This window comes from Ectothiorhodospira shaposhnikovii, from assembly GCF_047222355.1.
Classification (GTDB): Bacteria; Pseudomonadota; Gammaproteobacteria; order Ectothiorhodospirales; family Ectothiorhodospiraceae; genus Ectothiorhodospira.
This window is the reverse complement of the sequence record NZ_CP178333.1, coordinates 3,214,879-3,234,814: the sequence shown is the minus strand read 5'-3', so window position 1 is coordinate 3,234,814 and position 19,936 is coordinate 3,214,879. Positions and strand designations below refer to the sequence as shown.

Below are 19,936 nucleotides of genomic sequence, written 5' to 3'. Positions count from 1 at the left end.
AGTGGGTCCGATGGTTGATTGAGCAGTCGCTGGCCGTCTCTTGATGATCAATATCGGTCGAAAGGTTATTCCCTAAAGGGCGCTCTGAACAAGTCATTCCCGCATCAGCGGAATCCATGGGTATCCATCATCGGCGGCTGGTTTCAACGCCGTCATTCCCGCGCAAGCGGGAATCCAGGGGCGGGCTTGGGCATTATGGGCTCCCGCCTGCGCGGGAGCGACAGCAAGAGATTTCAGGAGTGACGGCGGGGGATTCATAGGTGTGACGACAGGCGTGTTGCCCGGGCATCCCCATGGAAGAACGACAAGCACAGAGAAGGGGTGTTCAAACGGGACGCGGCACGGATAATGTGTCTCCGGAACCCACGAATGGAGCCTCCCCTTGGATCTCTTTCAGACCCTGGTCCTTGCCCTGGTACAGGGCCTGACGGAATTTCTCCCCATTTCCAGTGCCGCCCACCTGATCCTGGTGCCCGAGCTCACCGCCTGGGAGGATCAGGGGCTCACCTTTGACGTGGCCACCCATGTGGGCAGTCTGGCAGCCGTGATCTTCTACTTCCGCGCCGAGCTGCGGCGCATGGCCACCCACTGGGCCGGCTCGCTGGTGGGGCGGGGTTTCACTCCGGATGCCAAGCTGGCCTGGGCCGTGGGTCTGGGGACCATTCCGGCGGGCCTGGCGGGACTCCTGTTCCACGATGTGATCTCCACCAGCCTGCGTTCGGTGGAGGTGATCATCTTCACCACCATCACCTTCGCACTGCTGCTGGGGCTGGCGGACTGGGTGGGTCGGCGGCGCCGGGATGAGTACCAGATCGGCTGGCTGGACGTGCTGGTGATCGGTCTGGCCCAGGCCCTGGCGCTGATCCCCGGGGTCTCCCGCTCCGGTGCCACCATGACCGCCGCCCTGTTCATGGGGTTCAACCGTCAGGCGGCGGCCCGCTACTCCTTCCTGCTTTCCATTCCCATCATCGCCCTGGCGGGTGGCTATGAGACCTGGGGGCTCATCCAGGCCCCGGAGGAAAACGTCGCCTGGTCGATGATTCTGATCGGCGCCCTGGTGGCCGGGATCAGCGCCTATCTGTGTATTCACCTGTTCCTCAAGCTGCTGGCCCGCATGAGCTTTTTGCCCTTCGTCATCTACCGGCTGCTGCTGGGGGCATTCCTGATCTTCATGTTCTGGTAAGTCCTGTCCGGGGAGGGGTGGCCATGGCCGATGGGTTTGGTTACGTGAGCAACCGCCTGAGGTTTCTGGTGGTGGTCATGGGGTTTGCCCTGGTGGCCGGGCTGTGGCTGCTGCCCCAGGGTGCCCCGGTCACGGGACAGGTGAGCGCGACGGTGCTGGAGGTCAATGAAGGCACCGCCACCGGACTGCGCTCCGGTCAGTCCGTCACTCTGGTGACCCTGCGGGTCCGTCTGGAAACCGGCGAGGAAACCCGGGTCCAGGGTCTGGGCCGTCCGCCCGTGGTGGGTGATACCGTCATGCTGCTGGAGTCGGCATACCCGGACGGCAAACGGCGCTATCGCCTGTTGCCTGAGCACGGTGTGGCGGACTGATCGCAGGAAACAACCCGCCGGTCACGGCCTGGTCAGCGGCAGGCAGACGCTGATCCGCAGTCCGCCCAGGGGGGAGGGCGCGGCGGTGATCCGCCCCCCGTGACCTTCCACGATGCGCCGGCACAGGGCCAGACCCAGGCCCGCGCCGCCGTGGCGCCGGCTGCGGGAGGGCTCCACCCGGAACAGGTGTTCGAACAGCAGGGGCAGGGCGTCCGCGGGTACGCCGGGGGCGGTGTCGTCCAGGGTGATGATGAGCTGCCGATCCTGTTGCCGGGCCTCCACATGCAGTCTGCCGCCGGGGTCCGTGTAACGCAGGGTGTTTTCCAGCAGGTTGTTCAGCAACTGCTTCAGGCGGGTCGGGTCGGCCTGGACGAAGGCCGGGGCGGGCGGCAGTGCCTGGGTGATGGTCAGCCGTTGCTGGGTGAAACGGGTCTGGTGCTGGACCGCGGTCTCCCGCAGCAGGGCGATCATGTCCACGCTTTCCCGGTGACAGTCCAGGCAGCCCACATCGCACAGGGCCAGCTGATAGAGGTCATCCACCAGTTTTCCCAGCAGGGCCGCCTCCGCCTGCAGTGACTGGAGTGCTTGCATGTCCAGCGTGCGGATGCCGTCTTCCAGCGCCTCCATTTCTCCCCGCAGTACCGACAGGGGGGTACGCAGTTCATGGGAGATGTCGGCGATCCAGCGGCGCCGGGCCGCTTCATTCCGCGCCAGGGTGAGGGCCAGCTGGTTGAAGTCCTCGGCCAGGGTCTGGAACTCATCCCGGGTGCGCAGTCGTACCCGGGCCGAGTAGTCGCCCGTGGTCAGGGCGCGGGTGCCGCTCGTCAGGGCCTGCAGCGGACCCAGCAGGCGGTTGGCCAGCAGGTAGGAGGCGATGGCGGCCACCAGCAGGGCGATCAGGCCGATAAGACCCAGAATCCGTTCCTGCTGGCGCTCGAACTGCTGGGCCAGCCCGTCGGTGATGTGGGTGGACGGCATCACATACAGGATGCCCACGGTGGTGCCGTCCACCTGCACCGGGTAACGCTTGCCCTCGTCCGGGAACGGCAGGGGCGGTCCGATCAGCCTGCGGCCCGTCTCATCCAGCAGGGCAAGACGTCCCGGTCGCCGGATCAGATCCTGAAGTACCGCGTCTTCGGACGGATAGGCCGGCGGCGCGCCGTCGGCCATCCGCTGCAGGCGCCCCCACAGGCGCGGATTCTGTACCAGGGACTCCCAACTGCCGTTGACCCGGTAATACGCCGCCAGGGTGCGGGTGAAATTGTGCGCCTGTTCCTGCTCCACCTGCGCCAGATAACCCGCCAGTCCCTGCTGGAAGCTCAGGCGCGTGGCGCCCATGATGGCCAGGGTCAGGATGGCGAAGGTGATCACCATGGCGAGAAACAGCTTGGTGCGCAGCCCAGGGGCGGGTGGGTGAAGTTGAGCCAATGATTCAGGGTGCCAAGGAAGTGAAGCGGTAGCCGACACCATAGACCGCCTGGATCAGGCGGTGTCCCGGCGCGGCCGCCTGCAGTTTCCTGCGCAGGTTCTTGATGTGGCTATCCACCGTGCGTGCCGTTACCACCCTATGGTCATCGTAGAGACCGTCGAGCAGGCTTTCCCGGCTCAGGACGGTGTTCGGCTGATCATGAAACTGTTGCAGCAGACGAAATTCCACGGGGGTGAGGGTGAGTTCCCGGCCGTTGAACACGGCCCGGTGACAGGCGGGTTCAAGATGCAGTCCCAAGGCATCCTGGGTGTGCATCGACGGTGGTATCGGCTCTTGTCCCACCCGACGCAGCAGGGCCCGGACCCGGGCCATGACCTCCCGGGGGCTAAACGGCTTGCAGACATAGTCATCCGCGCCCAGTTCAAAGCCCCTGAGCCGATCGGCTTCCTCGATCCGGGCGGTGAGCATGATGATGGGTACGGTGGATATCTGCCGGATCTCCCGGCACAGGCGCATCCCGTCCATATCGGGCAGCATGATGTCCAGCAGGATCAGGTTGGGGGGGGTGGCACGAAGCCTGTCCATCACCGGTTGCCCGCTGTCCAGCAGGCTGACCGTGTAGTGGTCCCGATGCAGGTAATCCGAGAGCAGGGCGGCGATCTTGGGTTCGTCTTCCACCACCAGGACATGGGCGCGGGTCATGGGGTGGATGTCGGGCTGGGGGATTGGGATAGCAGACATGCCGTCGAAGGGAAGTCCATGAGGATTGTGGAGATTGTGTGAAGATGCGCCGCCCGGGTCGGTGGAAGGGGCGCGGACGCTGATAATATTAATTGATATCGATTAACATTCGCACCCTTATTTCTTCCTCCTGTTGCTGTCAGCCAGCCAGTCCTGTCCCTGACGCGGGATGTCTCCAGGTCAGGGCATGCAGCCTGCCAGAACAGTTCAATCCGCATTAAATGGGAGTTGTCACGTCATGGTTTCACCCGCCCGACCCTCGGTATCTTCATTTCCGACCCTTCGCCCCCTGATGCTCAGGACCGCCGTGGCCCTGGCCCTGGGGGGTATGGTCGGTTCCGTCCTGGCTTCGGAAACCCTCCGGCTGGACGAGATCACCGTCATCAGTGCCGCGGGTTTTGAGCAGGCGCTGCGGGATGCCCCCGCCAGCATCTCGGTGGTGACCCGGGAGGATCTGGAGCAGAAGCGTTTTTCCAATCTGGCCGAGGCCCTGGCGGATGTGCCGGGGGTGGATGTGCGGGCGGGCACCGGCAAAACCGGCGGACTGAACATCGGCATCCGCGGTCTGCCCAGTGAATACACCCTGATCCTGATCGATGGTCGCCGCCAGAACACTTCAGGCAATGTCACCCCCAATGGCTTCGGCGAGACCTCCACCAGCTTCCTGCCGCCGCTGTCGGCCATTGAGCGCATCGAGGTAATCCGTGGCCCCATGTCCACCCTGTATGGATCGGACGCCATGGGCGGGGTGATCAACATCATCACCCGCCCGGTCAGCCGACAGTGGGGGGGCAGCGTCACGGTGGAAAACACCTTCCAGGAAGATCGCAGTGCCGGCAACAGCTCCAGCATCAGCGTCTTCACCACCGGACCGCTGGTGGAAGACCGGTTGGGCCTGCAGGTGCGTGGACGCCTGTTCGACCGGGATGCCTCGGACCGGCTGATCGAGGACAGCGCCGGGCGTGATCCCCGTCCACCGGAGGCCCGGATCCACACCCTGGGCGGCCGTCTGACCCTGACCCCCGTGGACGATCAGCAGGTCTGGCTGGATCTGGAGCGTGCCCGGCAGACCTATTCCAACGAAAACTGCCGTCTGGGCACTCTGGATGGCACCAACCGCAACACCTGCGCCCCTCAGCCCGGCACGGTCTGGGGCTATGAGGATGAGATGCGCTTCAACCGGGATCAGGCCGTGCTGGGTTATCGCGGCAATTTCGAGGCCGGCACCCTGGAAGGCAGTGTGACCCGCATCACCACGGAAACCCTTGGCCGCACCCTGCCCGCGGGCAGTGCGCCGGACTACGGCTATGAGGCCGTGGGCGGCGAGCCCAGGTTGCTGGAGAACCGTGACCTGGTGGTGGATGGCAAATGGGTCATGCCCACCGGCGATCACATGCTGACCCTGGGTGGACAGTATGTGGATTCCAAGCTGGAAGATGGCGCGGCAGGCAGCGAGGCCTTTGAGCAGAGCAACTGGTCGGTCTTTGTCGAGGACGAGTGGTGGCTCAGACATGATCTGGCCCTCACCCTGGGTGCCCGCTATGAAAACCATGATGCCTTTGACGGACACTTCAGCCCCCGCGCCTATCTGGTCTGGAAGACCGATGATCAGTGGACCTTGAAGGGCGGTGTCGGCCGGGGTTACAAGACCCCCACCTTGAACCAGCTCCATGACGGCATTACCGGTTTCACCAACCAGGGGCGGACGATCACCATCGGCTCACCCCATCTCAAGCCGGAAAAGAGCACCAACTATGAGCTGGGCGCAAGCTTTGACAACCGAACCGGGCTGTCTGCGGATGTCACTCTCTTCCATACCCGCTTCACGGATCGGATTGCCAGCGGTGAAGGGATCCTCAACTGCCAGTATGTGGATGGGAGCGGCAACCAGCCCCATGCCGGGACACCGGGCTGTCTGAGCATCGGTAACTTCACCGAGCAGGAAGATTTCTCCCAGTCGGTGAACATCGATCGCGCCATTTCCCAGGGGGTGGAACTGAGTGCCCGTTATCGCTTTGCCCCGGCCTGGGAGATCAGTGGCGGCTATACCTACACGGACACCGAGATCCGCTCCGGTGCCCAGAAGGGGCTGTTGCTGACCAACACGCCGGAGCACGCCCTGACCACCCGACTGCTGTGGGATGTCAGCGACCGGCTGTCGGCCCGCCTGGACGGGGAGTTCTATTCCTCCCGGGAGCGCTTTAGCGGCGGGCTGCCCACCTCCGGTCAGAACCTTTCCCTGTATCAGCAACTGGGTAACAAGCTGGACAGCTACGCCGTGTTCAACCTGGGCGCCACCTATCGCATGTCCGACCGGGTGCGCCTGACCGGCACCGTCTACAACCTGCTGGACAAGGACTTCGGCAAATCGGACAGCTATGTCCACGATGGCCAGACCTACCACGCCTACCGGTACACCCAGACCGCCGCCGCCACCAGCGGGGTGTATCTGGACCGTCGGAGTCTGTGGCTGTCCGCCACCTACGACTTCTGATCCAAAGCGGGTGCCGGCCCCCGATGGGAGTTAATCCCCGGGGGCCGTCCCTGTGGGAGCGGCCCCCGGCGGCGAAGGACCTTGCCTGAGGACAGCATACGGCGATCTCCGCCGGCAGGCCGGCGCCCACGGGCCTCATGTATTCGGCCGTATTTTCTTCGCTTTTCCTTCTCCATGCACAGGCGCATTCTTCCATGCTACGCAAACTCTGGTTCCAGCTTCACTGGTTCATGGGCATCACGGTCGGTGTCGTGCTGATCATCCTCGGCGTGACCGGGGGAATGCTGACCTTCGAGCGCGAGATCATCCGCGCCATCAACAGTGATGTCCTGCGGGTGGAGCCCCTGGACACACAACGCCTGTCTCCGGAAGCCCTGCTGCGACAGGCCCAAGAGGTCCTGCCGGAACGGCAGATCAATTCCCTGAGCCTGTCCTCCGATCCCCAGGATGCGGCCACCGTGAACGTGGCCGGTGACGGGCCGCAGGCCCGCCGCGGGGTCAATCACTATTTCAATCCCTACAACGGGGAGCTGATCGGCGCCGAACTCAAGGGACAGGCCTTCTTCCGCACCTTGCAGCGCCTGCATCGCTGGTTGCTGATGGGGGACGTGGGCAAGCAGATCACCGGGGCGGCCACCATCATGCTGATCATCCTGGTGCTGTCGGGCATCTACCTGCGCTGGCCCCGGTCCTGGAAGGCCCTGGCCGGCTGGTTCACCTTCAGTTTTCGCCGCTCGGGGCGCGGGTTCATCTCCAGCATGCATGGGGTGGTGGGTACCTGGGTGCTGCCCCTCTATCTGCTGGCAGCCCTGACGGGGCTGTATTGGTCCTATGACTGGTACCGGGCCGGCCTGCATGAGCTCAGCGGCGTACCCATGCCGGTGCGCCCGGGTCCCCCGCAACCCGCCCAGGAGGGCAATGCCGATGCCCGGCCGGGCAGTGCCCGAGGCGGAGAAGCGGGTCCCCGTGGCCCCATGGGCCGCGAGGCATCCCCGCCTCGCCAGTTGGCGGTTGACCGTTTTGCGCAGGTGGACAGGGTCTGGCGGCTCTTCGAGCAGGCGGCACCGCTGGGCTATTCCACCGCCACCCTGCGTCTGCCCCAGCCGGGGGGAGATTACCAGTTCATGTATTTCGACCCCCGGCCGGCCCATGAGCGGGCCTGGAACCGCCTGACCCTGGCGGCCGGCACCGGCGAAGTGCAAAGCCATATCCGCTATGCGGACCGTCCCCTGAATGAAAAGCTCATGTCCAGCATGCTGCCGCTGCACAGCGGCTCGTTCTTCGGCATGCCCGGCCGCATCGCCATGATGGTGGCCAGTCTGATCATGCCCCTGTTCGCCATCACGGGGCTGGTGCTGTATATCGATCGCCGCCGCAAGGCCCAGGTGGCCCGGTCGGCCCTGCTTCAGGCCGGGCTGAAGCCCACGGGCGAGCGCGGGACCGGGGAGGGAGAGCGTATCCATGTGGTCTTCGCCAGCCAGACCGGCAACGCCGAGACCCAGGCCTGGAAGACGGCGGGGGCGTTCCAGGCTGCCGGCCTTGCGGTGGCAGTCCATCCGCTGGGCACGCTGACCCCAAATGACCTCAAGGACATGGGGCGCGTGCTGTTCATCGCCTCCACCTACGGGGAAGGGGAGCCCCCCGATCCGGCCCGTCCCTTTGCCCGCCTCATGGAACGGCAACATCCGGATCTGAGCACGATGGAATATGCCCTGCTGGCCCTGGGTGACCGGGGCTACTGCCACTTCTGCGCCTTCGGTCGAAGCCTGGATGAATGGCTGCGATCCTGCGGCGCCACCGCCGTGGCACCCCGGGTGGAGGTGGACAGCACCGAGCCTGCCGCCCTGGGCCAGTGGCAGGTATTGCTGCGTTCCCTGGGGGCTGCGGAAATGGATTTGAATGGCGAGATGTCGCCGCCGGCCCCCTGGACACTGGTGGAGCGACGGGTGCTCAACCCGGGGTCCCTGGGTGGTTCCACCTTTCACCTGTCCTTCAGGCCGGGCGAGGGTGTGGATGCACACTGGCAGGCCGGCGATCTGGTGGAGGTGCATGCCCCCGCCGCCGTCACCGGGGGGCATGAAGTCACTCGCCTGTATTCCATCGCCTCCGTGCCCGCCGAAGGCTGTCTGAATCTGCTGGTGCGGCAGGTCCACGGTGAGGACGGCCGGCTGGGCCTGGGTTCGGGCTATCTCACCGCCACGCTGGAGCCGGGGCAGTCGGTGTCCCTGCGCCTTCGCCCCAATCGCAATTTCCGTCTCGACCAGGAGACCCGTCCCTTGATCCTGATCGGCAACGGCACCGGTCTGGCCGCCCTGCGTGCCCATCTGGTGGAGCGGATCACCGCCGGTCATCACGCCAACTGGCTGGTCTTCGGGGAGCGCCAGCGTGCCCATGATTTCTACTATGAGGACGAGATCCGGAGTTGGCAGGCCCAGGGTGGTCTGGTCGCCCTGTCTTTGGCCTTTTCCCGGGACGGGGAGCAGCGGGAGTATGTCCAGCATCAGTTGCGGGCCTGTGCCGATGAGGTGGTCCGCTGGGTGGACGAGGGGGCGGTGGTGCTGGTCTGCGGCAGTGCCCTGACCATGGCGCCGGCGGTGGATGAGGCCCTCCGGGAGATCCTGGGTGAAGAAAGGTTCGAAACCCTGTCAACGGATGCCCGCTATCGGCGTGATGTGTACTGAAGGGGGGATTCTCCCCCCCAGTCGATGACCCAGTAGCCATCCGGAGCCTGAACCGCCCCATGAATCCGCCCAACCGTTCCCGGCGGCGTCGGCCGCGACGCCGCGCCCTCATTCTGCTGATGGTTCTGCTCCTGCTGGCCGGAGGGGCCTATGGTGCCTGGAACTGGCTCGGCGGCGGCAAGGACGAGGAAACCACCCGGCTGACCGCCAAGGTCAGTCGGGGTGACATCGAGAATCTGGTGACCGCCACCGGCACCCTGCAGCCCAGGAGTTATGTGGATGTGGGGGCGCAGATCTCCGGTCAGGTGATGGCCATCCCTGTGGAGGTGGGCAGCCAGGTGGAGGAGGGGCAGTTGCTGGCGGAGATCGATCCCACGGTCTATCTGGCCCGGGTGGATGCCAGCCGCGCCCAGCTCCGCTACCAGCGTGCCCAGCTGCAGGACCGGGAGGCCCAGCTGGCCCTGGCCCGAATCACCCACACCCGGCAACGCAACCTGTATGCGGAGGACGCCACCACCCTGGAGTCCCTGCAGACCGCCGAGGCCGGCCTGAAGTCGGCCCAGGCCCAGATCGAGATGCTCAAGGCCCAGATCGAGCAGACCGAATCCAGCCTGCGGGCCGACGAGGCCAATCTGGAGTACAGCCGGATCCTGGCCCCCATGGCCGGTACGGTGGTGTCCATCACCGCCCGTCAGGGGCAGACCCTCAATGCCAACCAGCAGGCCCCCATCATCCTGCGGATTGCGGAACTCTCCACCATGACCGTGCAGACCGAGGTTTCGGAGGCGGATATCTCCCGTCTGCAACCTGGCATGGCGGTCTATTTCACCACCCTGGGCGGGGGGGAACGTCGTTGGTACGGCAGTCTGGAACGTATCGAGCCCACGCCGACGGTCACCAACAACGTGGTGCTCTACAACGCCCTGTTCAATGTGCCCAATCCGCGCCACTTCCTCATGACCCAGATGACGGCGCAGGTCTTCTTCATCGAATCGGCGGCGCGGGACACCCTGCTGGTGCCCATGTCGGCGCTGACCCTGACCGGTCCGGCCGCGGGTCGCACGGGCCGTCCCGAAGGACGCGAGGGCCCCCCGGGGATGCGGGAGGCCCGTTCCGGGTCCGGGAACGAAGAACCCCCCGTCGTCCGGGCGCGTCGCGGTCTGGTCAAGGTGCTCAAGGACGATGGACGCATTGAGGAACGGGTGGTCGAGATCGGGGTCAGCAACCGGGTGCAGGCCCAGGTGCTGTCCGGCCTTGAGGAGGACGAGACGGTGGTGCTGGCCGGTCGCGCCGCTACATCCTCGTCTGCCACCGCCCGTCAGGCCGGCAATGACCGCATTCCGGGTCTGGGCGGCCCCACCGGCATGGGTCCGGGGCTGCGCTGATGTCGGCTGACACCTCGTCCCCGCTCATCCGCCTCTCCGGCGTCACCCGCTGCTTCGTCAACGGGGATCTGGAGGTGCCGGTACTCCATGGCATCGACCTGGAGATCCAGGCCGGAGAATTCGTGGCCATCGTCGGCGCCTCCGGTTCCGGCAAGTCCACCCTCATGAACATCATCGGTTGCCTGGACCGGCCTTCCGGGGGGCATTACCACTTCATGGGAGAGGACGTCTCCGGGCTGGAACCGGATGATCTGGCGGCCCTGCGCCGGGAGGCCTTCGGCTTCGTGTTCCAGAGCTACAACCTGATCCAGGGGCTGTCCGCCCGGGAGAACGTGGAGGTGCCCGCCCTGTATGCGGGTCTGGCTCCGGCGCAACGCCATGAGCGTGCCGAATCCCTGCTCACCCGGCTGGGGTTGGGAGAGCGTCTGGAACACCGTCCCGCCCAGTTGTCCGGCGGTCAGCAGCAGCGGGTATCCATCGCCCGGGCGCTGATGAACGGGGGCCGCATCATCCTTGCCGATGAGCCCACCGGGGCCCTGGACAGCCGCAGCGGCAAGGAGGTGATGGAACTGCTCAAGGATCTGTCGGCCCAGGGCCATACCATCATCCTCATCACCCATGAGGCGGAAGTGGCCGCCTATGCGGACCGGGTGATCGAGGTGCGTGATGGTAGGGTGCTGTCCGATACCGGCGCATCCCGGGTGGCCGGAGCCTTGCCGGAGCCCGTGATCAATGGGCAGTCCTCCATCCCGGGGGAAGTGTTCGAGGCCACCCGTACCGCCTTCAGGGCCCTGAGCGCCAACCTGTTCCGTTCCATCCTCACCCTGCTGGGCATCGTCATCGGCGTGGCTTCGGTGATTTCCATGCTGGCCATCGGCGACGGGGCAAAACAGGTGGTGGTGGACCGCATCAGCGCCATGGGCACCAACCTGCTGCTGGTGCGCCCCTGGGCGCCGAACATGCGCGGTTTCGGCATCACCACCCTGGTCCACGAGGACGTGGTGGCCATCAACGAGCTGGACAACATCATTGCCGCGGTGCCGGAACTGACGGGCAATGTGACCTTGCGATACGCCGGCAGGGATCAGTCCACCTCGGTGACGGCCACCTCCGCAAGCTTTGTCGCGGCCCGCAACTGGCCGGTGGCGCAGGGGGTCTTCTTTGATGAGATGGATGAGCAGAGTTATGCCACCGTGGCGGTGCTGGGCGATACCGTGGCCCGGGCGCTGTTTCCCGGGGAGGATCCCCTGGGCCGGTTCGTGATGGTGAACAACATCCTGTTTCAGGTGATCGGCGTGATGTCGCCACGGGGCGCCTCGCCCATGGGGCAGGACCAGGATGATGTGGTGTTCATGCCCTTTCATACCGGCAGCCTGCGGGTGTTCGGCCAGCGCAATCTGCGCAACGTGACCGTGGCGGTGGAGGATGTCTCCCGCATCGATGAGACCCAGACGGCGGTGCACGCCCTGCTGCTGCAGCGCCATGGGGTGGAAGACTTCCAGATCCGCAACATGGCCTCCCTGCTGGACAGCGCCAGCGAAACCCAGAATACCCTCACCATCCTGCTGGCCTCCATTGCCGCCATCTCCCTGCTGGTGGGCGGGATCGGGGTGATGAACATCATGTTGGTGAGCGTCACCGAGCGGACCCGGGAGATCGGCATCCGCATGGCCACGGGGGCGCGCATGCGCAACATCCAGCAGCAGTTCCTGATCGAGGCGGTGACGGTCTCCGCCCTGGGCGGGGCCATCGGGGTGGTGATCGGGCTGGGTGTGGCGGCCCTGATCGGATATATGGGCACGCCCATCCAATACAGTCCGACACCGGTGGTGCTGGCCTTCGGCTGTGCCTTTGCCACCGGTCTGGTGTTCGGTTACCTGCCCGCCCGCAAGGCCGCCCGGCTGGACCCGGTGGTGGCCCTGGCCTCGGAGTGAACTTCATGACGATCAATACCGATAAACGTTTTGCCGCGGGCGCGATGGTGGTGGTCGGGCTGCTTCTGGGTGGTTGCGCCACCACGGCGCCGCTGACGGGGCCGGTTCTGGACATGCCCGAGGTCTACGGCCGCGATGCCCCGGAGGCGGCCCAGGTCCAGCCCGACTGGTGGCGGACCTTTGAGTCTCCGCTGCTGGAATCCCTGGTGCTGGAGGCCCTGGAATACAGTCCCGACCTGGCCATTGCCCGGGAACGGGTGGTGCAGGCGGAGTTGCAACTGCGCAGCACCGGCGCCTCCCTGTTCCCGTCGGTGGACCTGTCCGGCGGCAGCACCTTCCGCGAGACGCGGACGGATGGGGGCGATACCGCCACCAGCCGTTCCAGCAGTCTGTCCCTGGGGGTGGGTTACGAGGTGGACCTGTGGGGTCGGCTGAGTGCCGGCGTGGACGCCGCCCAGGCCGGTCTGCAGGCCACCCGCCATGACCAGGAAGCCGTGCGCCTGAGCCTGGTGGCGGGGGTGGCCAGCGGCTATTTCCAGTGGTTGTCCCTGAACGAGCGGCTACGCATCGGCCGCCGGAACCTGGAAACCGCCGAGCGCCTGCTGGACATCGTGGAATCCCGTCACCGCCATGGGGTGGCCACGGCCCTGGACGTGAGTCGCCAGCGCACGGCGGTGCTCAGCCAGCAGGCGGCCCTGGTGCCTTTGGAGGTACAGGCCCGGCAGGCCCTGGCGGCGCTGGCGGTGCTCAGTGGCCGGGCACCCCAGGGGTTTGAGGTGGAACCCGAGTCCATCCAGGGACTGGCGGTCCCCGAGGTGGGACCGGGGCTGCCCTCGGAACTGCTGGTCCGGCGCCCGGACATCGCCGCCGCGGAGGCGCAGTTGCTGGCCAACGACGCCAACCTGCAGGTTGCCCGGGCAGCCCTGCTGCCCAGCATTCGCCTCACGGGCTCCGGCGGACTGGCCAGTACGGCGCTGTTTTCCCTTGCCGATCCCACCCAGAGCCTGAGCCTGGGGGCCAGCCTGGCCCAGGTGGTGTTCGACGGCGGCCGCCTGCGGGCCCAGGTGGGCAGCGCCGAATCCCGGCGACGGGAGGGGTTGGAGAGCTATCGGCGCACCGTGCTCACCGCCCTTCGGGAGGTGGAGGACGCCCTGGGGGACGTGGCCCGTCATGGGGAGCAGGAACTGGTGCAGGAGGCCACCATTCAGGAGGCCGAGCGCAGCCTGAGGCTGGCGGAGTTGCGCTATCGGGAAGGGGCGGGGGATTTCACCAGCGTGCTGGATGCCCAGCGCACCCTGTTCCAGGCCCAGGAGCAGGCGGTCCAGTTGCGTCTGTCCCGCCTGGTGGCCGCCGTGGATCTGTACAAGGCCCTGGGCGGGGGCTGGCAGCGGGAGGTGGCGCCGGACATGTCTTCCGACATGCCCGGCCCGTCCACCTGAGCTTCGGTACCGTTAATCCAGGGCCTTCAGCTCAATGATTTCATAGTCCGTCGGTCCCACCTGCTCCAGGGTGAAGCGAATGCGGTCACCGGCCGCCACGCCGTCTGCCAGCGCGGCATCCCGCAGACGCAGGTCCATGGTCATGGGCGGCCAGCGCAGGGCCGGGATGGGGCCGTGACTCAGGGTGACCGTGCCCGCATCCTGGTCGATGGCTTCCAGCACCCCTTCCGCCTGGGCGGTCAGGGCGGCGTGGCCGGTATGGCCATGATGGTGGTGGTTGTCGGCGGCCGACAGCAGCGGGACCGACAGGCCCAGGGCACAGGTCAGGATGAGGGTGGATACGGGACGTGCGTGGGACATGATGGAACTCCTTCTTGGTTTCATGCAATGGTTCATGGATTGACGTCATGGGTCCGCCCCGTTGCCGGGGCGGGGTTGTCGGGCAGAGGCCCGCGTTGCCATAGCCAGTACAGCACCGGAATCAGCAGCAGGGAGACCAGGGGGGCGGTGATCATGCCGCCGATCACCGGGGCGGCGATGCGCTGCATGGCCTCGGAGCCGGGGCCGCTGTCCAGGAGCAGGGGGGAGAGCCCCAGCACCACCGTCAGCGAGGTCATGGCCTTGGGGCGCACCCGCATCACCGCCCCGGCGATGATGGCTTCCTCCAGTGCCTGCCGGTCGGTGGGCCGTTGCCGGGCCACGGCATTGCGGATGTACATGAGCATCACCACCGCAAACTCCGCCGCCAGCCCCATCAGCAGGATGAAGCCCGCCGCCACCGCCACCGACAGGTCGTGGCCCAGCCAGTACACCAGCCAGATTCCCCCCACCGCGGCGAAGGGCAGGGCGCCCATCAGCATCAGCGCCTCCGGGCCGCTGCGAAAGCACAGGTACAGGAGCAGGAAGATCAGCACCAGGGTCACCGGGATCAGGTAACCCAGACGCTCCCGGGCCCGTTCCATGTGCTCGTACTGGCCGGACCAGGCGATGGCGTAGCCGGGGGGCAGCGTCACCTGTTCGGCCACCAGCCGACGGGCCTCGGCCACGTAGGAACCCAGATCCCGGTCGCGGATGTCCACCACCACCCAGCCATTGAGGCGGGCATTCTCGGTGCGGATCATGGCCGGGCCGTCCACGATGCGGATGGTGGCCAGACTGCCCAGGGGGACATGGGCGCCGCCGGCGGTGACCACGGGCAGCGCCTCCAGGGCCTCGGGGCTGTCCCGCCAGTCCTGGGGATAACGCAGGTTCACCGGATAGCGTTCCCGGCCTTCCACGGTTTCGGTGATATTCATGCCACCCACCGCCGTCTGCACCAGGGACTGCAGCTCGGCCACGCTCACCCCATGGCGTGCCGCCCGTTGCCGATGGATCTCCACTTCCACGTAGCGGCCGGTGGCGGCCCGGTCGGCGAAGGCCGAGGCGGTGCCGGGCACCTGGGTCAGCACTGCCTCGATCTCCCGGCCGAGGCGCTCGATCCCGGCCAGGTCCGGGCCGGAGATCTTCACCCCCACCGGGGAACGGATGCCGGTGGAGAGCATGTCGATGCGGGTCTTGATGGGAGGCACCCAGACATTGGCTACGCCTGGAAACTGCACCGCCGCGTCCAGTTCCCGGATGATGTCCGCCTTGGTCATGCCTTCCCGCCACTGATCCCGGGGCTTGAAGCGGATCACTGTCTCCAGCATGCCGATGGGGGCCGGGTCGGTGGCGGTATCCGCCCGGCCCGCCTTGCCGAATACCTGCTCCACCTCGGGCACCGAGGCAATCAGACGGTCGGTCTGCTGCAGAAACTCCCGCACCTTGTCCAGGGAGACCCCGGGGTTCAGGGACGGCATGTACATCAGGTCGCCCTCGTCCAGCTCGGGCATGAACTCGCTGCCCAGTCGGGTGCCGGGCCACAGCAGGGTGAGGGCCAGCAGCAGGGCCGCCGCCACGGTGGTCCAGGGATGGCGCAGCAGCACCTGCAGCAGGGGGCGGTAGAGGGCGATCAGCAGTCGGCTCAGGGGATGCCGGGCCTCGGGCCGGATGCGCCCCCGCACCAGGTAGCCCATCAACACGGGCACCAGGGTGATGCCCAGCCCGGCGGCGATCGCCATGGCATAGGTGCCGGTGAAGGCCAGCGGCTTGAACATGCGGCCTTCCTGTCCTTCCAGCACGAACAGGGGCAGGAAGCTCACGGTGATGATGAGCAGGGCGAAGAACAGGGGGCGGCCGGTCTCCTTGGCCGCCTCGGCCACCACCGCCCAGCGGTCCTCATCGGGGCGGACCCGTTCCAGGCGCTTGTGCAGATTCTCCACCATGACGATGGCGGCATCCACCATGGCACCGATGGTCACCGCGATGCCCCCCAGGGACATGATGTTGGCGTTGATGCCTTGCTGTTGCATGATCATCAGGGCCGCCAGGATGCCGATGGGCAGGCTGACGATGGCCACTAGGGCCGAGCGCAGGTGCAGCAGGAACACCAGGGAGACGGCGGCGATGATCAGGAATTCCTGCCACAGCTTGGTGGACAGGTTGTGCACCGATGCCCGGATCAGGGTGGAGCGGTCATAGGTTTCGACGATCTCCACCCCCGCCGGCAGGCTGGGACGCAGTTCGTCCAGGCGCTGCTTCACCCGCTCGATGGTGGCCAGGGCGTTTTCCCCATGGCGCATCACCACCAGTGCCCCTACCACTTCGCCTTCCCCGTCCAGGTCCGCCAGGCCGCGCCGGGCCTCGGGGCCCAGGCGGATCTCGGCCACATCCTCCAGCAGCAGCGGGGTGCCATCAGCGGTCCGACCCACGGGGATGCCGGCCAGATCCTCAACGCCGGTGAGATAGCCCCGGGTCCGCACCATGTATTCGGCCTCGGCCATCTGCAGCACCGAGCCGCCCCCCTCCCGATTACCCGCCTGGATGGCGCTGCGGACCTGTTCCAGGGTGAGGTCGAAGGCCCGGGCCCGGTTCGGGTCCAGCACCACCTGGTACTGCTTCACCATGCCCCCCAGGGTGGCCACCTCGGCCACGCCGGGCACCGACTGCAGCTCGTATTTGAGGAACCAGTCCTGCAGGCTGCGCAGATCCGCCAGGTCATGGGTGCCGCTCCGATCCACCAGGGCGTATTGGTAGACCCAGCCCACGCCGGTGGCGTCCGGCCCCAGGGCCGGACGGGCCCCGTCCGGCAGATCCGGGGCGACCTGGCTCAGGTATTCCAGCACCCGGGACCGGGCCCAATAGGGATCGGTGCCGTCCTCGAAGATCACGTAGACGTAGGAATCCCCGAACATGGAAAAGCCCCGTACGTCCCGGGCGCCAGGCACCGCCAGCATGGCGGTGGACAGGGGGTAGGTCACTTGGTCCTCGACGATCTGGGGGGCCTGGCCCGGATAGCCGGTATGGACGATCACCTGCACGTCCGATAAGTCCGGGATGGCGTCCAGGGGCATGTCCCGCAGGGAGAACAGGCCCCAGGTGATGAAGATCGCCGTCAGCAGCAGGACCAGCAGGCGGTTGTCCAGGGAGGCCTGGATGATGCGATCGATCATGGCGCATCTCCCTGGCGGGGGGCGATGTGGGTCAGTTCATAGACGTATTCCTCCCGTTCCCGAATGCGGATGTGCACGGCATCGCCGGGGGACAGCCCTTCCAGACTGACCCCGTCCGCCACCTCGAAGTCCATGGTCATGGCGGGCCAGCCCAGGGCGGGAATGGGTTCGTGGTACAGGTTCACCCGCTGGGCCTCCCGGTCCACCCGGTTGATGCGGCCTTCGGCGGGAACGCCGTCGTCGTGGGCGTCGCCGCTGTCATCGGGCGTCTCCAGGCGGGCCAGGGCCACGCTCACGGCGGCCTCCGAGTCGATGAGGAACTGGCCCGAGACCACCACATTGTCCCCCGCTTCGATGCCCGCCAGGATCTCCCTGCGGTCCCCGGCGCGTTGCCCCAACGCCACTTGCCTGACCTGAAAACGGCCTTCTTCCAGGGCGATGACGACGCAGTCCTCGTGGCCGGTGCGGATCACCGCCTCCACCGGGACATGGACCACCTCGCCGGTGGGGGTGGCCGCGAGACGGGCCTCCACCCAGGCGCCGGGCCTGAGGATGCCGTCCGGATTATCCAGTCCCAGGCGGGCGCGCACCGTGCGGGTGGGCTGGGCCAGGGTGGGGTAGAGGTAGTCCAGGCGGCCTTCCAGGACCCTGTCCGGATGGGTGGGCAGTCTCAGGGTGACATGGCTTCCCGGGGAGACGGCCGCGGCCTGCGGCTCGAACAGGTCCAGCATGACCCAGACCCGGGACAGGTCGCTGATCCGCATCACCTCGGTGCCCGGGGTGACGAACATCCCTTCGGCGACATTCAGGGCGGTGACGATGCCGTCCCGTGGGGCCGTGATCGGCACCCGTGTCAATGCCTGTCCCCGGGACTCCACCTCGCGGATGGTGTCCCGGCTCAGCCCCAGGGCCCGCAGCCGTTCCCGGGCCGGTTCCGCCGGGCCGCCCCGGCGCAGGATCTGCAGCAGTTCTTCCTGGGCGTTCACCAGCAGGGGGGAATAGATCCGGAACAGCACCTGACCGGCTTGCACCGCCTCGCCGGTGGTACGCACCCGCAGGTCCTCGATCCAGCCTTCGGTGCGCAGGTGGACGTGGGCGAGGCCGGCTTCATCCTCGGTTACGAAGCCGACGGTGCGGATCTCCGGGGTCAGTGCGCCCCGTTCCGCGGCGACGGTGCGCACTCCCATGTTCTGCATCACCCGGGGGCTGATGCGCACGCTCCCCTCATCCGCCGGGTCCGTGTCTCCGGCGTAGATGGGGATGAAGTCCATGCCCATCTCGTCCTTGCGGGGTTCGTCCGAACGAATGGCGGGGTTGTGGGGGTGGCGGTAGTAGAGCACGGTCCGGCCGTCACCGTTTTCGGCCCGGGAGGCGGTCCCCCCGTGGTGCCAGAGGATGGCGCCGGCACCCAGGGCGATGCCCAGGGACAGGCTCAGCAGCAGGGGCATGATTTTCATGATGGGTCCTCCCCCAGCAGGGACAGCAGACGGACTTGGGCGATCCACCGGTCCCGGGTGACGGCGGCGGCGGTGATCTGCAACTCCAGGTGGTTGATGCGGGCGCGCACCAGGCCGGGCAGGTCCCCGGTACCGGCAGCGTAGGCCTCTTCGGCGGCGCGAATGGATTCTTCGGCCAGGGGCAGCAGGCGCTGCCGGTAGCGCCGTTCCCGTTCAGCCAGTTGTTGCCAGGCGGCGTGATCGGTCGTGAGAGACTGACGCAGTTCGCGGCGTTGGGCTTCCCGGTCGTGCCCGGCGGCGGCCGCCTCCCGCAGGCTGGCGGCCACATCCCGGTCCTGGCGATTGCGGGTGAACAGGGGGAGATCCAGCATCACCATGGCCGAGAGCCGGTCCGCGTCGTTCATGCCTGAGCGGGTAGGGGTACCGTAGGTGAGTTCCACCGACCATTCTGGCCGATAGCCCTGTCTGGCCAGGGTCACGCCCCGTTGCTGCTCGGTGACCATCAGGTCCTGGGCGCGCAGCAGGGGGTGTTGATCGATGTCGCCGGTCAGGTTCGGGGTCGGTAGTTCGGGCAGATTGTCCGGGAGTGGACGGCGGACGGCCTCCGCGCCGATCCATCGGGCCAGGCGGGCCTGTGCCCCGGCGGCCTCGGCCAGGCCGGCGTCAAGGCGGTCTGCCAGGTTTTCCAGCGCCAGTTCGGTCTCCAGGAGCGTCTGGTGTGTCCCCCGTCCGGCGGCAAATTCCCGTTCGGTGACTTCCAGCAGTTCGCGCAGCTGATCCCGGCTGGCCTCCAGCAGACTCAGGAGCCGGCGCTGGTAATGCAGTTCCACATAGGCCTGGCAGACCTGGGCGCGGGTTTCCCGCATGGCCGCCTCCGCCCGGGCGTGGAAGACCATGGCGCGCAGCCGTTCCTGTTCACTGCGCAGCGCCCGGCTGTCTCCCCGGGGGAAGGTCTGGCGCAGGCCCAGCCGGAACTGGGTCATGTCATCGCCTTCCAGTCGCGGGCGCTCCGCGGGCAGATCCATCCATTCGATGATCAGCATGGGATCCGGCAGGGCACCGGCGCTGATGGCGGACTCCTCCCGTGCCGTCGCCTGCTCCCGATAACGGGCGGTCAGGGGGTCCTGGTCCAGGGCCAGGGTTTCGGCCTCTGCCGGGCCCAGGGGCAAAAGTGGAGGGGCTGCCGGGAGCACCCCCGGCAACAGAAGCAGCAGCAGGCCGGGCAGTCTGCCGGGACTCTGGGATGGCATGAATCGATGTCCTCGCCGTGGGGTCGTGAGCGACCCCGTTGC

13 protein-coding genes are annotated in these 19,936 nt (G+C 66.8%); 7 read left to right on the top strand and 6 right to left on the bottom strand.

Annotation, left to right across the window (positions count from 1 at the left end):
• The first annotated feature begins 382 nt into the window (after positions 1–382).
• Positions 383–1,183 (top strand): undecaprenyl-diphosphate phosphatase, encoded by an 801-nt coding sequence (locus tag ACLF6L_RS14895; RefSeq protein ID WP_238616503.1) that lies wholly within the window; start codon positions 383–385, stop codon positions 1,181–1,183.
• Between the two features lie 23 nt (positions 1,184–1,206).
• On the top strand, positions 1,207–1,554 hold the full coding sequence (locus ACLF6L_RS14890; RefSeq protein WP_412851991.1) for a hypothetical protein: 348 nt from the start codon (positions 1,207–1,209) through the stop codon (positions 1,552–1,554).
• A gap of 21 nt (positions 1,555–1,575) precedes the next feature.
• Here ACLF6L_RS14890 and ACLF6L_RS14885 read toward each other — a convergent pair whose 3' ends face one another.
• A complete protein-coding gene (locus ACLF6L_RS14885) occupies positions 1,576–2,928 on the bottom strand; it encodes an ATP-binding protein (RefSeq protein WP_412851990.1) in 1,353 nt (450 codons plus the stop codon).
• A gap of 58 nt (positions 2,929–2,986) precedes the next feature.
• Complete coding sequence (locus ACLF6L_RS14880) at positions 2,987–3,724, bottom strand: response regulator (RefSeq protein ID WP_238616500.1); 738 nt, start codon at positions 3,722–3,724, stop codon at positions 2,987–2,989.
• A 238-nt stretch (positions 3,725–3,962) separates the two neighbouring features.
• On the opposite strand from ACLF6L_RS14880, the gene ACLF6L_RS14875 reads away from it, so the two are divergent.
• The 5 genes from ACLF6L_RS14875 (at position 3,963) to ACLF6L_RS14855 (ending at position 13,657) form a co-directional block, all read left to right on the top strand.
• Positions 3,963–6,218, top strand: coding sequence for a TonB-dependent receptor domain-containing protein (locus ACLF6L_RS14875; RefSeq protein WP_412851989.1), 2,256 nt, complete (start codon positions 3,963–3,965; stop codon positions 6,216–6,218).
• 194 nt (positions 6,219–6,412) lie between these two features.
• Complete coding sequence (locus ACLF6L_RS14870; RefSeq protein WP_412851988.1) at positions 6,413–8,899, top strand: PepSY domain-containing protein; 2,487 nt, start codon at positions 6,413–6,415, stop codon at positions 8,897–8,899.
• A gap of 59 nt (positions 8,900–8,958) precedes the next feature.
• Complete coding sequence (locus ACLF6L_RS14865) at positions 8,959–10,284, top strand: efflux RND transporter periplasmic adaptor subunit (protein WP_412851987.1); 1,326 nt, start codon at positions 8,959–8,961, stop codon at positions 10,282–10,284.
• Positions 10,284–12,218, top strand: coding sequence for a MacB family efflux pump subunit (locus ACLF6L_RS14860; protein ID WP_412851986.1), 1,935 nt, complete (start codon positions 10,284–10,286; stop codon positions 12,216–12,218). The genes ACLF6L_RS14865 and ACLF6L_RS14860 overlap by 1 nt, the downstream gene beginning before the upstream one ends.
• A 5-nt stretch (positions 12,219–12,223) precedes the next feature.
• Positions 12,224–13,657, top strand: a complete 1,434-nt coding sequence (locus tag ACLF6L_RS14855; protein ID WP_412851985.1) for an efflux transporter outer membrane subunit — start codon at positions 12,224–12,226, stop codon at positions 13,655–13,657.
• A 12-nt stretch (positions 13,658–13,669) separates the two neighbouring features.
• On the opposite strand, the gene ACLF6L_RS14850 is transcribed toward ACLF6L_RS14855, so the two are convergent.
• From ACLF6L_RS14850 to ACLF6L_RS14835, 4 genes are read right to left on the bottom strand one after another with little or no spacing between them, the layout of a single operon-like run.
• Positions 13,670–14,017 carry a copper-binding protein gene (locus tag ACLF6L_RS14850; protein WP_412851984.1) on the bottom strand — a complete coding sequence of 116 codons (348 nt, stop codon included), beginning with the start codon at positions 14,015–14,017 and terminating at the stop codon, positions 13,670–13,672.
• A 32-nt stretch (positions 14,018–14,049) separates the two neighbouring features.
• Positions 14,050–17,187 carry an efflux RND transporter permease subunit gene (locus tag ACLF6L_RS14845; protein WP_412851983.1) on the bottom strand — a complete coding sequence of 1,046 codons (3,138 nt, stop codon included), beginning with the start codon at positions 17,185–17,187 and terminating at the stop codon, positions 14,050–14,052.
• Positions 17,184–18,644 carry an efflux RND transporter periplasmic adaptor subunit gene (locus ACLF6L_RS14840; RefSeq protein ID WP_412851982.1) on the bottom strand — a complete coding sequence of 487 codons (1,461 nt, stop codon included), beginning with the start codon at positions 18,642–18,644 and terminating at the stop codon, positions 17,184–17,186. Before ACLF6L_RS14840 ends, ACLF6L_RS14845 begins: the two co-directional genes overlap by 4 nt.
• Positions 18,641–19,894 carry a TolC family protein gene (locus tag ACLF6L_RS14835; protein WP_412851981.1) on the bottom strand — a complete coding sequence of 418 codons (1,254 nt, stop codon included), beginning with the start codon at positions 19,892–19,894 and terminating at the stop codon, positions 18,641–18,643. Before ACLF6L_RS14835 ends, ACLF6L_RS14840 begins: the two co-directional genes overlap by 4 nt.
• Between the last annotated feature and the right edge of the window lie 42 nt (positions 19,895–19,936).

Excerpts from the sequence above, each read along its gene's own strand:
- ACLF6L_RS14890 (WP_412851991.1), top strand. The coding sequence starts at position 1,207 with ATGGCCGATGGGTTTGGTTACGTGAGCAACCGCCTGAGGTTTCTGGTG.
- ACLF6L_RS14885 (WP_412851990.1), bottom strand. The coding sequence starts at position 2,928 with ATGGTGATCACCTTCGCCATCCTGACCCTGGCCATCATGGGCGCCACG.
- ACLF6L_RS14880 (WP_238616500.1), bottom strand. The coding sequence starts at position 3,724 with ATGTCTGCTATCCCAATCCCCCAGCCCGACATCCACCCCATGACCCGC.
- ACLF6L_RS14875 (WP_412851989.1), top strand. The coding sequence starts at position 3,963 with ATGGTTTCACCCGCCCGACCCTCGGTATCTTCATTTCCGACCCTTCGC.
- ACLF6L_RS14870 (WP_412851988.1), top strand. The coding sequence starts at position 6,413 with ATGCTACGCAAACTCTGGTTCCAGCTTCACTGGTTCATGGGCATCACG.
- ACLF6L_RS14865 (WP_412851987.1), top strand. The coding sequence starts at position 8,959 with ATGAATCCGCCCAACCGTTCCCGGCGGCGTCGGCCGCGACGCCGCGCC.
- ACLF6L_RS14860 (WP_412851986.1), top strand. The coding sequence starts at position 10,284 with ATGTCGGCTGACACCTCGTCCCCGCTCATCCGCCTCTCCGGCGTCACC.
- ACLF6L_RS14855 (WP_412851985.1), top strand. The coding sequence starts at position 12,224 with ATGACGATCAATACCGATAAACGTTTTGCCGCGGGCGCGATGGTGGTG.
- ACLF6L_RS14850 (WP_412851984.1), bottom strand. The coding sequence starts at position 14,017 with ATGTCCCACGCACGTCCCGTATCCACCCTCATCCTGACCTGTGCCCTG.
- ACLF6L_RS14845 (WP_412851983.1), bottom strand. The coding sequence starts at position 17,187 with ATGATCGATCGCATCATCCAGGCCTCCCTGGACAACCGCCTGCTGGTC.
- ACLF6L_RS14840 (WP_412851982.1), bottom strand. The coding sequence starts at position 18,644 with ATGAAAATCATGCCCCTGCTGCTGAGCCTGTCCCTGGGCATCGCCCTG.
- ACLF6L_RS14835 (WP_412851981.1), bottom strand. The coding sequence starts at position 19,894 with ATGCCATCCCAGAGTCCCGGCAGACTGCCCGGCCTGCTGCTGCTTCTG.